This window comes from Bradyrhizobium sp. UFLA06-24, assembly GCF_054967145.1.
The window spans coordinates 1-13,880 of sequence record NZ_JADFUE010000071.1 but is presented as its reverse complement, the minus strand read 5'-3'; the positions used below and the strand labels follow the sequence as shown (position 1 = coordinate 13,880).

The following is a 13,880-nucleotide window of genomic DNA, read 5'->3' as shown; positions in this document are numbered from 1 at the left end:
AGCCATGATGGGCGCGATCGTCCTCCTGCACCGCTGGCTCGGAATCGCGTTCTGCCTCCTGCTCGCGATGTGGTTCGCGAGTGGAATGGTGATGCATTTCGTCCCGTTTCCGTCGCTGACGGAAGCGGAGCGCTTTGCGGGGCTGGCGCCTTTGGAGCGTGGAGAGGCGATCATCGCGGTCGGCGAGGCCGTGGTCGCGAGCGGGATCCTCGACGCCACCCGCGTTCGCCTCATCCAGCGCAGCGACGGGCCGGTCTATGTCGTGTCGGGACCGTCGCGAATGCGGGCGGTCCATGCGTCGGACGGCGCCGACGCATCGGTGCAATCGGCCGGAGTTGCGCTCGCCATCGCGCAAGATCATGCCCGCCGACGCGGGCTCGATGCAACACACGCCGCGTTCCTTGAACGTGCTGACTATGATCAATGGAGCGTGCCGAATAGTTTTGATCGCCATCGGCCTCTGTTCCGCATCGCTCTCGGCAATGCGGTCGGGACAGAAATCCATGTGTCGTCGCGCACCGGCGAAATCGTGCTGGATACGACGCGGTTTGAGCGAGGCTGGAATCTCGCCGGCAGCGTGCTGCACTGGATCTATCCGACGGTCCTGAGACGCGACTGGGCACTGTGGGACCGGGTGGTCTGGACAGTTTCGCTGCTGGCGTTGATCGCAGCGGTGCTGGGCGCCGTGCTCGGGATTGTGCGGATCAGGCAGAGAGGAGGGCTGATCGGCTCGCCCTATCGTGGCTGGCATGCTCTTCATCACATCCTCGGCCTCGGATCGACTGTCTTTGTGCTGACATGGATCTTCAGCGGCTGGCTCTCCATGGATCACGGCCGACTGTTCTCGCGCGGGCAGCTGACACCAGCTGAGGCCGGCGTGACGAATGCTGTGCCCGACTGGCGCCGGGCTCCGCCGCTCAACGAGCCGTCGCTGTCGATTGCAGCCCGTGAAGTTGAATGGCTTGCCTTCAGTGGCAGTGTCTACCGGCGTGACCGTACCGGTGTTGACAGCCAGACTTTGACCAAGGCGGGCGAATCCGCACGCGATCGTCAGATGATGTTCCTGGATGAGCAGGACGTCGTCGGCCTGACGGCGCGCCTGAGGGCCGGCTGTAACGCAGCATCCGTGGTCGTCGACAACGATGACTATCCCGCTCGTTCCAGCGTGCCCGGCGCGCCGGTCTACCGCTCCCGCTGCGACGACGTCTGGTACGACATTGACGCCGCAGACGGCAGCGTCCTGCAAAGGCTTGATGCCTCCCGTCGTGCTTATCGGTGGTTCTACAGCGCGCTGCACATGCTCGACTTCCCCGCCCTGACGGCGCATCCGCGCCTGCGCGATGTCCTGATCGTCGGGCTCTGCGCGCTCGGGCTGGTGTTCTCTATCACGGGCATCGTGATCGGCTGGCGGCGCCTGCAGTCGAAGTTTGCAATCTGAGCCGCGGGAAGACCAGCGATGCGCTTCTGCGGCAGCTTTGGTCCCTTTCCGCCGGCCGCCTTTCAGTGTAGCTCTGCACCCACCTAAGCGGCGGCCGAAAGTCGGGCCGCCGAAATCATGTGAGGAGGCAATCAGGATGTATCCGAAAGTTCAGATGTTCATCGCCGGCGAGTGGACCGGCGGCACTTCCGGCAAGTCGGAGGACATCCTCAATCCCGCAACCGGCCAGCCCATCGGCAAGACCCCGCACGCCTCGAAGGCGGACCTCGACCGCGCGCTTGAGGCCGCCAGGGCCGGCTTCGAGGTCTGGCGCAAGACCTCGCCGTTCGACCGCTACAAGCTGATGCGGAAAGCGGCCGATATCATCCGCTCGCGCGCCGCCGAGATCGCCCCTGTGATGACCATGGAGCAGGGCAAGCCGGTCGTGGAAGCCCAGGGCGAGACCATGCTGGCCGGCGACCTCATCGACTGGTTCTCGGAAGAGGCCCGCCGCGCCTATGGCCGCATCGTGCCGCCGCGGATGGGCAACGTCTCCCAGCTCGTGACCAAGGAGCCGGTGGGCCCGGTTGCCGCGTTCACACCCTGGAATTTTCCGATCAACCAGGCGGTGCGCAAAATCTCGGCCGCGCTCGCGGCCGGCTGCTCGATCATCGTGAAGGGTCCGGAAGAGACGCCTGCGAGCTGCATGGAGCTGGTGCGCGCTTATGCCGACGCGGGCATCCCGCCTGGCGTGGTCCAGCTGGTGTTCGGCGTTCCGTCAGAAGTGTCGGAGTATCTCATTCCGCACCCGATCATCCGCAAGATCAGTTTTACGGGCTCGACCGCGGTCGGCAAGCATCTGGCCGCGCTCGCCGGCTTGCACATGAAGCGCGTCACCATGGAGCTCGGTGGCCATGCGCCGGCGATCGTGTTCGCGGATGCCGACCTCGACAACGCCGCGAAGATTCTCTCGGCCAACAAGTTCCGCAATGCCGGCCAGGTTTGCGTCTCGCCGACGCGCTTCCTGGTGCATGAAAGCGTGTATCAGCCCTTCGTCGACAAGTTCGTCGCAGCCGCCAAGGGCCTCAAGGTCGGCAATGGGCTGGACAAGGACACCCGCATGGGCCCTCTGGCCAATCCGCGCCGGGTCGACGCCATGGAAGGCCTTGTGTCCGACGCGGTCCAGCGCGGCGCCAAGATCCAGGCGGGCGGCAAGCGCATCGGCAACGAGGGCTTCTTCTTCGAGCCGACCGTCATCACCGACGTGCCGCGCGAGGCCCGCATCATGAACGAGGAGCCGTTCGGTCCGCTGGCGCCGATCACCTCGTTCCGCAGCTATGATGAGGTCGTGGCCGAGGCGAACCGCCTGCCTTATGGCCTTGCGGCTTATGCCTACACCACCTCGACCAAGACGATGCAGGCGATTGGCGCCGACATCGAGAGCGGCATGGTGTCGATCAACCATCACGGCCTCGCGCTGCCGGAAGTGCCGTTCGGCGGGATCAAGGATTCCGGCTACGGTTCCGAAGGCGGCCTCGAGGCGATCGAGGGTTACCTCAACACCAAGTTCGTGACCCAGGCGAGCGCGTAAAGCACGCATCACGTCCATTGCGGGGCGCGTCACGGGAAGCCGTGGCGCGCGTTTATTTTGCGGTCACCGCACGCGCTGACAGCGTGACGACACCCATGAGTGCAGCGAGCATCCAGAATGCCATCGTCAACCCGACTGCATGGGCCGCGAAACCGATGCCGGCAGGGCCGACCAGAACGCCTGCATAGCCGGCAGTGGTGATCGACGCCACGGCAAGCCCGGTGGGCATCGCAGTCTGTTTCGCGGCACCGCGGAACAGCACCGGCACGAGGTTCGAAGCGCCGAGGCCGATCAGCAGGAAACCGGCAATGGCGACGGTCGCGCTGGGCGCGAGCAACAGCACTGCAAGGCCCGCAATAGCCAGCAGGCTTCCCCCGACCAGCGTCGCGCGATCTCCGATACGCGCCACCACGACATCGCCGCCGAGCCGGCCGGCGGTCATCGCAATCGAGAACACGATATAGCCGAGCCCGCCTCGCGCCTCGCTGACAAGGCCCTTGCCAATGACGAGCAGCGCGCCCCAGTCGAGCATCGCGCCTTCGATCAGGAAGGTGATGGCCGCGAGCAGCGCCAGCAGCAGCACGATGCCGTGCGGCAACACGAACAACGGTCCCTCCTGTACTTGCGCCCTGCGCAGCAGGCGCGGCCAAGCGAGCCCCATCGCGGTCAGCATCAGCACGGAGCAGATCAAAGCGCTCGCGAGCGGTCCGAGATGAAACGACAGCAGAGCCGTCATCGCCGCAGATCCGGCGAATCCGCCGATGCTGAAGAGAGCATGAAAACCCGACATCAGCGGCTGTCCTGCTGCGCGCTCGACCTCGACGGCGTGGATGTTCATGGCGACGTCGATGGAGCCGAGCGCGGCGCCGAATGCCAGAAGCGCCAGCGCCAATGTCATGGGCGTGCCGGCGATGACGAGCAGGGGCAAAATCAGCGCAAGACCGATTCCGCCCGCGATGATGATCGGCTTGCTGCCATGGCGTGCGCTCAAAATGCCGGTGGCGAGCATCGCAACGACCGAGCCGATGCCGAGGCTGAGCAGCAGCAGGCCGAGCACGGCATCATCGACCGCGAGGCGCTCCTTCGCGAACGGCACCAGCGGCGCCCAGCAGGCGATTCCGAAGCCGGCGACCAGGAACGAGAGGCGCGTGGCCAGCCGCGTCGCCGGCCGGTCGGCTGAGGTCATCGATGAAGCTCCAGAAGGAGAATGCGCGCGATCGCGGGCGAGGGGTTGGATCTAGATCATCAAACGGAAGCGAAGGCCAGAGTTCCGGCGTCGCAGTGAGTTGACGATTTGTATCATGACGATGTCGTTCCTCGCGCTGTCGTTGGGAGTGGACAGCGATGCAGTCTTCCCGTTGCTCCCGTGTCTGACGATCCTGCATAGCCGTTCGGCTTTTGCAGGATGTCGAGCGGCGATGCGCGGCATGAAAGCTGCTTGGCTGGAAAAACGGCGCGAAGCTGAGTTATGCTGCGTGCGCCGACACGCCCTGAAGCTTCAATCCCAGCTTGGCCAGGAAAACGTCAGGAATTCGCTGATGCGTATCGTCAATGTTGCCGCGGCCCAGATGGGGCCGATCCAGAAGGCCGACAGCCGCGAGGCCGTGGTCAAGCGCATGATCGCGCTGATGGACGAAGCGAAAGCAAAGGATGCCGACCTCATCGTCTATCCGGAGCTGACGCTGACGACGTTCTTTCCGCGCTGGTACGTGGAGGACCGCGCCGAATTCGACGTCTGGTTCGAACGTGAAATGCCGAACGCCGCGACCAGGCCGCTGTTCGAGCGGGCGGCACAGCACGGAATCGCGATGAATTTCGGCTATGCCGAGCTGACGCCTGACGGCCATCATTTCAACACCGCTGTTCTGACCGACAAGTCCGGGAAGATCGTCGGCAAATATCGCAAGGTCCATCTGCCGGGCCATGTGGAGTACGACCGCAAGCGCTCACACCAGCATCTGGAAAAGCGCTATTTCGAGCCCGGTGATCTCGGTTTCAACGTCTGGCGTGAGCTCGGCGGCATCATCGGCATGGCCATCTGCAACGACCGTCGCTGGCCGGAGACCTATCGCGTCATGGGCCTGCAAGGCGTCGAGATGGTGTTGATCGGCTACAACACGCCGTCGGTGAATGCGGAGCGAAGCGAGGAGGGCCTCGAGAGGCGTCTGTTTCACAACCGTCTCTCGGTGCAGGCCGGCGCTTATCAAAACGCGACCTGGGTCGTGGCCGTCGCCAAGGCCGGCGTCGAGGACGGCCATCCGCTGTTCGGCGGCAGCCTGATCGTCGATCCCAACGGCGAGATCGTGGCTGAAGCCGGCACAGAGGACGACGAGCTGCTGGTCCACGCTTGCGACCTCGACGCCACCCGCTTCGGCAAGACAACGATCTTCAATTTCGCAGCGCATCGCCGCATCGAGCATTACGGCCTGATCACCAGCCGCACCGGCGCGGTGCCGCCGCCGGAGAAGTGATGCCGATGGTCTTTCTGAAAATTGGCGATCATCTCGCTCAAGCCTTTCACGGAGTGCCTCATGACTGAACCTCACTACGACCTGATCATCCGCGGCGGACGCGTCGCGACCACGACCGACGTATTCGAAGCCGATGTCGCGATCTCCGGCGAGACCATTGCAGCCATCGGTCGCGGGCTTCCGTCGGCCAGGCGTGAGATCGATGCGCGCGGCAAGTTCGTGCTGCCCGGCGGCGTCGACAGTCACGCGCATATCGAGCAGCTGTCGGCCGCCGGTATCATGAACGCCGATACGTTCGAGAGCGCGACGGTCTCGGCCGCTTTCGGCGGCACAACAACGGTGATCCCGTTCGCGGCCCAGCATGTCGGTATGAAGTTGCCGCAGGTGGTGGAAGACTATCACGCGCTGGCCAGGAAGGGGGCGGTGATCGACTACGCCTTTCACATGATCATCGCGGACGCGACGAAAGAGACGGTCGAGGAACACATTCCGGCGCTGGTCAAGCAGGGGCACGCCTCGATCAAGATCTTCATGACGTATGATCGACTCAAGGTGGACGATGAGCCGCTGCTCGACATTCTTTTCGCGGCACGCCAGTCCGGCGCGATGTTGTGCGCTCATGCCGAAAATCACGGCATCATCGCCTGGATGGTGAAGCGGCTGCTCGCGCGCGGTTACACCATGCCGAAATACCACGCCATCAGTCACGCCCGCGTGTCGGAGGCGGAAGCCTTCACCCGGCTGATCGGCATGGCCGCGCTGATCGACCAACCGATCATGATCTTCCACGTCTCGACGGCCGAGGGCGCCAAGGTAATTCGTGATTCGCGCGGGCAGGGGCTCAAGGTCTTCGCCGAAACCTGCCCGCAATATCTGTTCCTCACGGCTGACGATCTCGACAAGCCCGGCGTCGAGGGCGCCAAGTGGATGTGCAGCCCGCCGCCGCGCACGCATGCCGACCAGGAAGCGCTGTGGCAGGCCCTGTCGCTCGGCGATCTCCAGACCATCTCGTCGGATCACGCACCCTATCGCTATGACGAGACCGGCAAGCTGAGGGCGGGGCCGAGCCCGAATTTCAAGCAGGTCGCGAACGGCCTGCCGGGACTGGAGCTGCGGCTGCCGCTGCTGTTCGATGCGATGGTGTCGAAGGGGCGGCTGGGTCTGGAGAAATTCGTGGAGCTGACTGCGACGGCGCCGGCGAAAATCTACAATCTACATCCGCGGAAGGGCTCGATCGCGGTCGGTGCCGACGCCGACATCGCGATCTGGGATCCAAATCGCGAGACCACGATTGCAGACGAGACGATGCACGATCTCGCGGGCTACACGCCGTTCGCTGGCCGCACGCTGAAGGGCTGGCCGGTGTCGGTGCTGTCGCGCGGCCGGTTGATCGTCGATGGAGACAATTGCCTCGCCAGCCCCGGCAGTGGAAAATTCTTGGCGCGCAGCGGCGGCGAGGCGGCGAAGCCGACAGGGCGGCTCGTGGCCGATATGGATCCGGAGCGGAATTTTGGGGCAAAATTGCTGTGACCCTGGATTGCGTGCCGCGGCGCAGTCAAGTCCGTGTTGCCGCGCAATGACCGCCAAAAGTCGATGAGATCCCGCTGGCGACGGGTCGGTTACTGGCATACCATTTGCACGCTAATGGGCTCGGTTTCCACCTGCCCTTGGCCAATGAACGGCCGGCATCACGGCATTACTGGGAGGATTTCATGGATCGCAGGACCGTATTGAAGGGACTGGCCGGCGCAGGCGGCCTGGCATTGACCGGCCTATCGGCTCCGGCGATCGCGCAGGGTGCAGCGGCGCGCACCCTGCGATTCGTGCCGCAGGCCAATCTTGCCAATTTCGATCCCATTTGGGGCACCCAATATGTCGTGCGCAACGCGGCCGCGCTGGTTTGGGATACGCTGTACGGCGTCGATGCCAAGCTTCAGCCGCAGCGGCAGATGGTCGAGTCCGAGGAGACGTCCGACGACGGCAAGATCTGGACGTTCAAGCTGCGCTCGGGGCTCAAATTCCACGATGGCGAGCCGGTGCTGAGCAAGGACGTCGTCGCGAGCCTTTCGCGCTGGGCCGCGCGCGATCCGATGGGGCTGATGATCCTTGCGATCCAGCAGGAATTGAGCCCCGTCGACGACCGCACCTTCAAATGGGTGTTGAAGCAACCTTTCCCGAAGATGCTCTACGCGCTGGCGAAGAACAATTCGCCCTGTGCCTTCGTCATGCCCGAGCGTATCGCCAAGACAGATCCGTTCAAGCAGATATCCGACTACGTCGGCTCCGGACCGATGAAATTCGTCAAGAGCGAATGGGTGCCTGGCGCCAAATCGGTATTCGAGAAATTTGCCGATTACGTGCCGCGCCAGGAGAAGGCGTCGTGGCTGGCCGGCGGCAAGCAGATCCTGATCGATCGCGTCGAGTGGCTGGTGATGCCGGACCCTGCGACGGCGGCCGCGGCCTTGCAGAACGGCGAGGTCGACTGGTGGGAGAATCCGATCGCCGATCTCGTACCCGTGCTGAAGAGCAACAAGAACATCAGCGTCGACATCGGCGATCCCCTCGGCAACATCGGCTCGTTCCGCATGAACCATCTGTTCGCGCCGTTCAATGACGTGCGGGCGCGGCGCGCAGTGCTGATGGCGCTGAGCCAGGAGGACTATATGCGCGCGATCGTCGGCGACGACGATGCGCTTTGGAAACCGCTGCCCGGCTTCTTCACGCCCGACACGCCGCTCTACACCGAGATGGGCGGCGAGATCCTCAAGGGCAAGCGCGATCTCGACGCAGCCAAGAAGCTGCTCGCCGAGAGCGGCTATTCCGGCCAGCCGGTGACCTGCCTCGTGGCACAGGACCAGCCGATCACCAAGGCGCAGGGCGACGTCACGGCCGATCTGCTCAAGAAGCTCGGGATGAATGTCGACTTCGTCGCGACCGATTGGGGCACGGTCGGCTCGCGTCGCGCACAAAAGACGCCGCCGGGACAGGGTGGCTGGAACATGTTCCACACCTGGCATGCGGGCGCGGACTGCATCAATCCCGCGCCCTATACCGCCATTCGCGCCAATGGCGACAAGGCCTGGTTCGGCTGGCCCAATAGCCCCAATACGGAGAAGGAGGTCTCGGCCTGGTTCGACGCCAAGAACCTCGACGAGGAGAAGGCTGCGGTCGGCCGCCTCAACAAGGCGGCGATCGATGACGTCGTCTACGCGCCGACCGGCTTCTTCCTGACCTACACCGCCTGGCGCAAGAACGTTTCGGGCATCACCAAGGGACCGCTGCCGTTCTTCTGGGGCGTATCGAAGACCGCATGATCTCGCGCTGAGGCCAGATGCTCTCCTATATCCTCCGGCGCATCGTCGCCACCTTGCCGGTGATGGCGATTGTCGCACTGTTCGTCTTCAGCCTGCTCTACATCGCGCCGGGGGATCCCGCCGTGGTGATCGCGGGCGACCAGGCGAGCCCGGAGGATGTGGAGCGCATCCGCCAGAGCCTCGGCCTCGACCGTCCGTTCCTGATCCAGTTCGGCAGCTGGGTCTGGCGCATCCTGCACGGCGATCTCGGCACGTCGATTTTCACCAACCTGCCGGTGTCGACGATGATCGGCCAGCGGCTCGGGCCGACGCTGTCGCTGATGATGGTCACATTGCTGCTGACGATCGTGGTCGCGGTGCCGCTCGGCGTCGTGGCGGCATGGAAGGCCGGCAGCCTGATCGATCGGGCCATCATGGGCTTTGCGGTGTTCGGCTTCTCGTTGCCGGTCTTCGTCGTCGGCTACATGCTCGCCTACATCTTCGCCCTCGAGCTCGAATGGCTTCCGGTGCAGGGCTATACGCCACTTGCCCAGGGCTTCTGGCCGTGGCTGGAAAATCTGATCCTGCCGGCAATCGCGCTCGGCTGCGTCTACATCGCGCTGGTCGCGCGCATCACCCGCGCGGCCATGCTCGAAGTATTGCAGCAGGACTATATCCGCACCGCGCGCGCCAAGGGCTTGGGGCAGGGCGGCATCCTGTTCGTTCATGCCCTGAAGAACGCGGCGGTGCCGATCGTGACCGTGATCGGGATCGGCATCGCGCTGCTGATCGGCGGCGCCGTCGTGACGGAGAGCGTGTTCGCGATTCCCGGTCTGGGCCGCCTCACGATCGATGCGATCCTGCGTCGCGATTATCCCGTCATCCAGGGCATCGTGCTGCTGTTCAGCTTCGTCTACGTCCTCGTCAATCTGATGATCGACGTCACCTATACGCTCGTTGACCCGAGGATCCGCTATTGACCGACACGACCGTCAACCCGCAGGCGCTCCCCGCCGGCCTCGTGCTGGCGCCGCAGCTGCCGGAAATCCTCCGGCCCGTCACGATCCGGCGCGGCTTCATCGGTTTCTTGCGCGGCCATCCCACCGTTGCGATCGGCGGCGCGTTGCTGCTGGCGCTGGTCCTGATCGCGATCTTTGCGCCGTATCTCTGGACGGTCGACCCGACCGCGCTGGCGCCTGCCAAGCGCACAAGGGCGCCGTCGGCGGCGTTCTGGTTCGGCACCGACGTGCTCGGCCGCGACATCTACTCCCGTGTGCTGTTCGGCGCGCGGGTCTCGCTCACGGTCGGCCTCTCGGTTGCCATCCTCGCATCCGCCGCAGGTCTTGCCATCGGCATGGTCTCCGGCTTCGTCCGCTGGGCCGACGGCATCTTGATGCGGTTCATGGACGGGCTGATGTCGATCCCGCCGATTCTGCTGGCGATCGCGCTGATGGCGCTGACGCGCGGCAGCGTCGGCAATGTCATCCTTGCCATCACCGTCGCCGAAATCCCGCGCGTCTCGCGCCTGGTCCGCAGCGTGGTGCTATCGCTGCGCGAGCAGCCCTATGTGGATGCGGCGGTCGCCTGCGGCACGCGCACGCCGATGATCATCCTGCGCCACATCCTGCCCAACACAATTGCGCCGATGCTGGTGCAGGCGACTTATATTTGTGCTAGCGCCATGATCACCGAGGCGATCCTGTCCTTCATCGGTGCCGGCACGCCGCCGACAATTCCGTCCTGGGGCAACATCATGGCCGAGGGCCGCGCGCTGTGGCAGGTCAAGCCCTACATCGTATTCTTCCCGGCTGCGTTCCTCTCCGTCACGGTGCTCGCCGTGAACCTGCTCGGCGACGGCCTTCGCGATGCGCTCGATCCGCGCATGGCCAAGCGTCTTTGACGAGCCGAGGCTGATTGCGATGGCGTTGCTCGAAATCGAAAATCTCCAGACCCACTTCCGCACGCCGAGCGGTGTCAATCGCGCGGTGGACGGGGTGTCCTTCCATGTCAACGAGGGCGAGACGCTCGCCATTGTCGGCGAATCCGGCTGCGGCAAATCGGTGACGTCGATGTCGCTGATGCGGCTGATCCCGGAGCCGCCAGGCCGAATCGCCGGCGCCATTCGCTTCGCCGGCAGGGACCTCCTGCAGCTGTCCGACCGCGAGATGCGCGAGATCCGCGGCAACGACATCTCGATGATCTTTCAGGAGCCGATGACGAGCCTCAACCCGGTCCTGACCGTCGGCCGGCAGATCCGCGAGACGCTGATGTTGCATCAGGGCCTCGACAAGCAGGCCGCCGAGGCACGCGCCATCGAGATGCTGACATTGGTTGGCATTCCCGAGCCGAAGCGGCGCGTGCGAGAATATCCGCACCAGCTCTCCGGCGGCATGCGCCAGCGCGTCATGATCGCGATGGCGCTCGCCTGCAATCCAAAGCTCCTGATCGCGGACGAGCCGACCACCGCGCTCGACGTCACCATCCAGGCGCAGATCCTGAAGCTGATGCTCGACCTCAAGCGCCGCGTCGGGGCGGCGATCATCCTGATCACGCACGATCTCGGCGTGGTCGCCGAGATCGCCGAGCGCGTCATGGTGATGTATGCCGGCCGCAAGGTCGAGGAGGCGCCGGTGGCCGAGCTGTTCCGCTCGCCGCGTCACCCCTATACGCAAGGGCTGCTCGGTGCGGTGCCGAAGCTGGGCTCATCGCTGTCAGGCACCGCGACACGGCTCGCCGAAATTCCAGGGCAGGTGCCCGATTTGCGCAAGCCGATCGCCGGTTGCGTGTTCGCGGGCCGTTGCGCCATCGCGACTGATCTCTGCCGGCAATATGCCCCCGGTCTCGAAGAAAAGGGACCGCGCCACATCGCCGCCTGCCACTACGCCGCCAAGGGAGCCGTCGCGGCATGAGCACCCCGCTGCTGCAGGTCAACGACCTCAAGAAGCATTTTCCGGTCAAGACCGGCTTGTTCGGCGGCAAGTCCGAATGGGTCTACGCCGTCGACGGCGTGTCGCTCGAGATCGCGCGTGGCGAGACGCTGTCATTGGTCGGCGAGTCCGGTTGCGGCAAGTCGACGGTCGGCCGCGCGATCCTGCGGCTGTTCGACGTGACGTCCGGCCAGGTGATCCTCGACGGCCAGCGTATCGACGATGCGCCTCCGAGCACGATGCGTCAGGTGCGTCGCCGCGTACAGGTGGTGTTCCAGGATCCGTTCTCGAGCCTCAATCCGCGCATGCGCGTGCGCGACATCCTGGCCGAGCCGATCCGCAATTTCGGCCTCGCCAAATCCGCCATCGAGCTCGAGACGCGGGTGACGGCGCTGATGGACACCGTGCGCCTGCCGCGCGAGGCGCTGAACCGCAGGCCACACGAATTCTCCGGCGGGCAGCGCCAGCGCATCGGCATCGCACGGGCGCTCGCGGCCGAGCCCGAGTTGATCGTCTGCGACGAGGCGGTCTCGGCGCTCGACGTCTCGGTCAAGGCGCAGATCGTGAACCTGTTACAGGATCTCCAGCGCGAGTTCGGCCTGGCATTGCTGTTCATCAGCCATGATCTCGCCATCGTCGAGCACATGACTCACCGTGTCGCGGTGATGTATCTCGGCAAGATCGTCGAGGTGGCGCCGCGCCGGGAGATCTTTGCCGCGCCAAGACATCCCTACACCAAGGCGCTGCTCTCGGCCGTCCCGCTGCCGGAGCCCGGAGCCAAGCGCAATCCCATCATTCTCGGGGGCGACGTGCCGAGCCCGATCAATCCGCCGAGCGGATGCCGTTTCCACACCCGCTGCCCGTTCGTCTTCGACCGCTGCCGATCGGAAGAGCCGGAGCTTCGCTCGACCGAGGGGCGGCAATGGGTGGCCTGCCATCTGGATGCGCTGCCGTCCGGATAGAACTGCGGGCGCCGAATTTCCTGTCGCAGATCTGCGTCACTTCCTGTGATATGGAGTGCCGGACCATCAAAGTTCGGGCGATTTTAAAGACCAGGGAAGGACACAACATGCTCAAGGGCATCAACCCACTGCTCAACGCCGATGTGCTCTATGCCTTGCGTGCAATGGGACACGGAGATCGCCTCGTGGTCTGCGACACCAATTTCCCGGCCGACTCGATCGCGCGCCAGACCGCATTCGGCGAGCTCCTGCGCATCGACAATGTCGGCACGGCCCAGGCGATCGAAGCCATTCTCTCGGTGATGCCGCTCGACACGTTCGTCGAGGATGCCGCGATCCGAATGGAGATCGTCGGCCAGCCTCATGAAGTGCCGCCGGTGCAGCGCGAGGTGCAGGCCGTGATCGACCGCGCCGAGGGGCGCTCCTGGCCGCTTGTCGGAGTGGAGCGCCATGCTTTCTATGAAAGGGCCAGGACGGCCTATTGCGTGATCGCCACCGGGGAGCGCCGCTTCTATGGCTGCTTCCTGTTCTCCAAGGGCGTGATCGCGCCTGACGCAGAGTAGCAGGCCCCCGTTCAATTGACGTTGTCCCGCAGCATGTTGCGGAAAGCAATTGTGACGGCGGCGACTCCGGTCGTGCCGTGCATCAGTGCGATCTCGCCCTGCTGCTCGTGACGGATGGCGTGAGCCATGATGCGCAGGCGCAGATCGCCGTTTCCGTGCCACATCTGATCGGCCATCTTGACCGCGCCTCTGTGGTGCTTGCTCATCGCCTCCACGAAGGCCGTGTCGAACTGCTCCGATGGAGCGGTCTTGACCTGGAGCATCTCGGCTTGCGTCAGGAATCCCGGCATGGCCGCTCGTTCCTCCGTGCTGCAATCGGGCATCTCGGTGTCGAACCAGCTCAGCCACCAGTTCTCGAAGATACGGATTTCGCCGAGCTGGCTCGCGAGCATCAGCTGAGCAAGCTTTCGCAGGTGCGGATCCTGCGCGCGCTCTGCGGCGAGCCGCGCGAGCTCGATGCCCTGGGCGTGATGCGTCGACATGTGGCGGATATAAACCTGGTCTGCATCCCTGTCGTCGCCGGTCCACGGCAGCTCGTAGCCATGGCTGCCGAACAGCGCGATCGTGCCAAGCACGGCAATCGTGGACAGCGCGGCCCGCATCCACATGTTGGTGAAACGTACGTCACGCCCCGGCGCATGGCCGCGCGCCCAGCG

At 64.6% G+C, this 13,880-nt stretch carries 12 protein-coding genes; 10 read left to right on the top strand and 2 right to left on the bottom strand.

Annotation, left to right across the window (positions count from 1 at the left end; all coding sequences use genetic code 11):
• Window positions 1-4 precede the first annotated feature (4 nt).
• Complete coding sequence (locus tag IF809_RS32970) at window positions 5-1,438, top strand: PepSY domain-containing protein (protein WP_462839603.1); 1,434 nt, start codon at window positions 5-7, stop codon at window positions 1,436-1,438.
• Window positions 1,439-1,574: 136 nt separating this feature from the next.
• Complete coding sequence (locus IF809_RS32965) at window positions 1,575-3,008, top strand: NAD-dependent succinate-semialdehyde dehydrogenase (RefSeq protein WP_462839602.1); 1,434 nt, start codon at window positions 1,575-1,577, stop codon at window positions 3,006-3,008.
• Between the two features lie 52 nt (window positions 3,009-3,060).
• Here the strand turns inward: IF809_RS32965 and IF809_RS32960 are convergent, their stop codons facing one another.
• Window positions 3,061-4,194 (bottom strand): MFS transporter, encoded by a 1,134-nt coding sequence (locus IF809_RS32960; RefSeq protein ID WP_462839601.1) that lies wholly within the window; start codon window positions 4,192-4,194, stop codon window positions 3,061-3,063.
• Window positions 4,195-4,546: 352 nt separating this feature from the next.
• Here IF809_RS32960 and IF809_RS32955 point away from each other — a divergent pair, with 352 nt between their 5' ends.
• The 8 genes from IF809_RS32955 to IF809_RS32920 all read left to right on the top strand — a co-directional run bounded on the left by IF809_RS32955 (window position 4,547) and on the right by IF809_RS32920 (window position 13,224).
• Window positions 4,547-5,479 (top strand): N-carbamoyl-D-amino-acid hydrolase, encoded by a 933-nt coding sequence (locus IF809_RS32955; RefSeq protein ID WP_462839600.1) that lies wholly within the window; start codon window positions 4,547-4,549, stop codon window positions 5,477-5,479.
• A gap of 60 nt (window positions 5,480-5,539) precedes the next feature.
• The gene (hydA, locus tag IF809_RS32950; protein WP_462839599.1) at window positions 5,540-7,009 is read left to right on the top strand and encodes a dihydropyrimidinase; all 1,470 of its coding nucleotides are present in this window, start codon (window positions 5,540-5,542) and stop codon (window positions 7,007-7,009) included.
• Between the two features lie 182 nt (window positions 7,010-7,191).
• Window positions 7,192-8,793: an ABC transporter substrate-binding protein gene (locus tag IF809_RS32945; protein ID WP_462839598.1), complete on the top strand. Its 1,602-nt coding sequence runs from the start codon at window positions 7,192-7,194 to the stop codon at window positions 8,791-8,793.
• Window positions 8,794-8,810: 17 nt separating this feature from the next.
• Window positions 8,811-9,752: an ABC transporter permease gene (locus IF809_RS32940; protein WP_462839597.1), complete on the top strand. Its 942-nt coding sequence runs from the start codon at window positions 8,811-8,813 to the stop codon at window positions 9,750-9,752.
• Entirely contained in the window at window positions 9,749-10,672 is a 924-nt protein-coding gene (locus tag IF809_RS32935) for an ABC transporter permease (protein ID WP_453991715.1), read from the top strand. Before IF809_RS32940 ends, IF809_RS32935 begins: the two co-directional genes overlap by 4 nt.
• Window positions 10,673-10,691: 19 nt before the next feature.
• Window positions 10,692-11,681, top strand: a complete 990-nt coding sequence (locus tag IF809_RS32930) for an ABC transporter ATP-binding protein (RefSeq protein WP_462839596.1) — start codon at window positions 10,692-10,694, stop codon at window positions 11,679-11,681.
• The gene (locus IF809_RS32925; RefSeq protein ID WP_128967151.1) at window positions 11,678-12,661 is read left to right on the top strand and encodes an ABC transporter ATP-binding protein; all 984 of its coding nucleotides are present in this window, start codon (window positions 11,678-11,680) and stop codon (window positions 12,659-12,661) included. The genes IF809_RS32930 and IF809_RS32925 overlap by 4 nt, the downstream gene beginning before the upstream one ends.
• Before the next feature lie 107 nt (window positions 12,662-12,768).
• Window positions 12,769-13,224, top strand: a complete 456-nt coding sequence (locus tag IF809_RS32920; protein WP_462839595.1) for an RbsD/FucU family protein — start codon at window positions 12,769-12,771, stop codon at window positions 13,222-13,224.
• An 11-nt stretch (window positions 13,225-13,235) separates the two neighbouring features.
• On the opposite strand, the gene IF809_RS32915 is transcribed toward IF809_RS32920, so the two are convergent.
• On the bottom strand, window positions 13,236-13,880 hold a 645-nt coding region (locus tag IF809_RS32915), incomplete at its 5' end, for a DUF305 domain-containing protein (RefSeq protein ID WP_462839594.1).

What these genes read in the sequence shown, in the direction of transcription:
- IF809_RS32970 (WP_462839603.1), top strand. Translation starts at nt 5, where the DNA reads ATGATGGGCGCGATCGTCCTCCTGCACCGCTGGCTCGGAATCGCGTTC.
- IF809_RS32965 (WP_462839602.1), top strand. Translation starts at nt 1,575, where the DNA reads ATGTATCCGAAAGTTCAGATGTTCATCGCCGGCGAGTGGACCGGCGGC.
- IF809_RS32960 (WP_462839601.1), bottom strand. Translation starts at nt 4,194, where the DNA reads ATGACCTCAGCCGACCGGCCGGCGACGCGGCTGGCCACGCGCCTCTCG.
- IF809_RS32955 (WP_462839600.1), top strand. Translation starts at nt 4,547, where the DNA reads ATGCGTATCGTCAATGTTGCCGCGGCCCAGATGGGGCCGATCCAGAAG.
- IF809_RS32925 (WP_128967151.1), top strand. Translation starts at nt 11,678, where the DNA reads ATGAGCACCCCGCTGCTGCAGGTCAACGACCTCAAGAAGCATTTTCCG.
- IF809_RS32945 (WP_462839598.1), top strand. Translation starts at nt 7,192, where the DNA reads ATGGATCGCAGGACCGTATTGAAGGGACTGGCCGGCGCAGGCGGCCTG.
- hydA (WP_462839599.1), top strand. Translation starts at nt 5,540, where the DNA reads ATGACTGAACCTCACTACGACCTGATCATCCGCGGCGGACGCGTCGCG.
- IF809_RS32930 (WP_462839596.1), top strand. Translation starts at nt 10,692, where the DNA reads ATGGCGTTGCTCGAAATCGAAAATCTCCAGACCCACTTCCGCACGCCG.
- IF809_RS32920 (WP_462839595.1), top strand. Translation starts at nt 12,769, where the DNA reads ATGCTCAAGGGCATCAACCCACTGCTCAACGCCGATGTGCTCTATGCC.
- IF809_RS32940 (WP_462839597.1), top strand. Translation starts at nt 8,811, where the DNA reads ATGCTCTCCTATATCCTCCGGCGCATCGTCGCCACCTTGCCGGTGATG.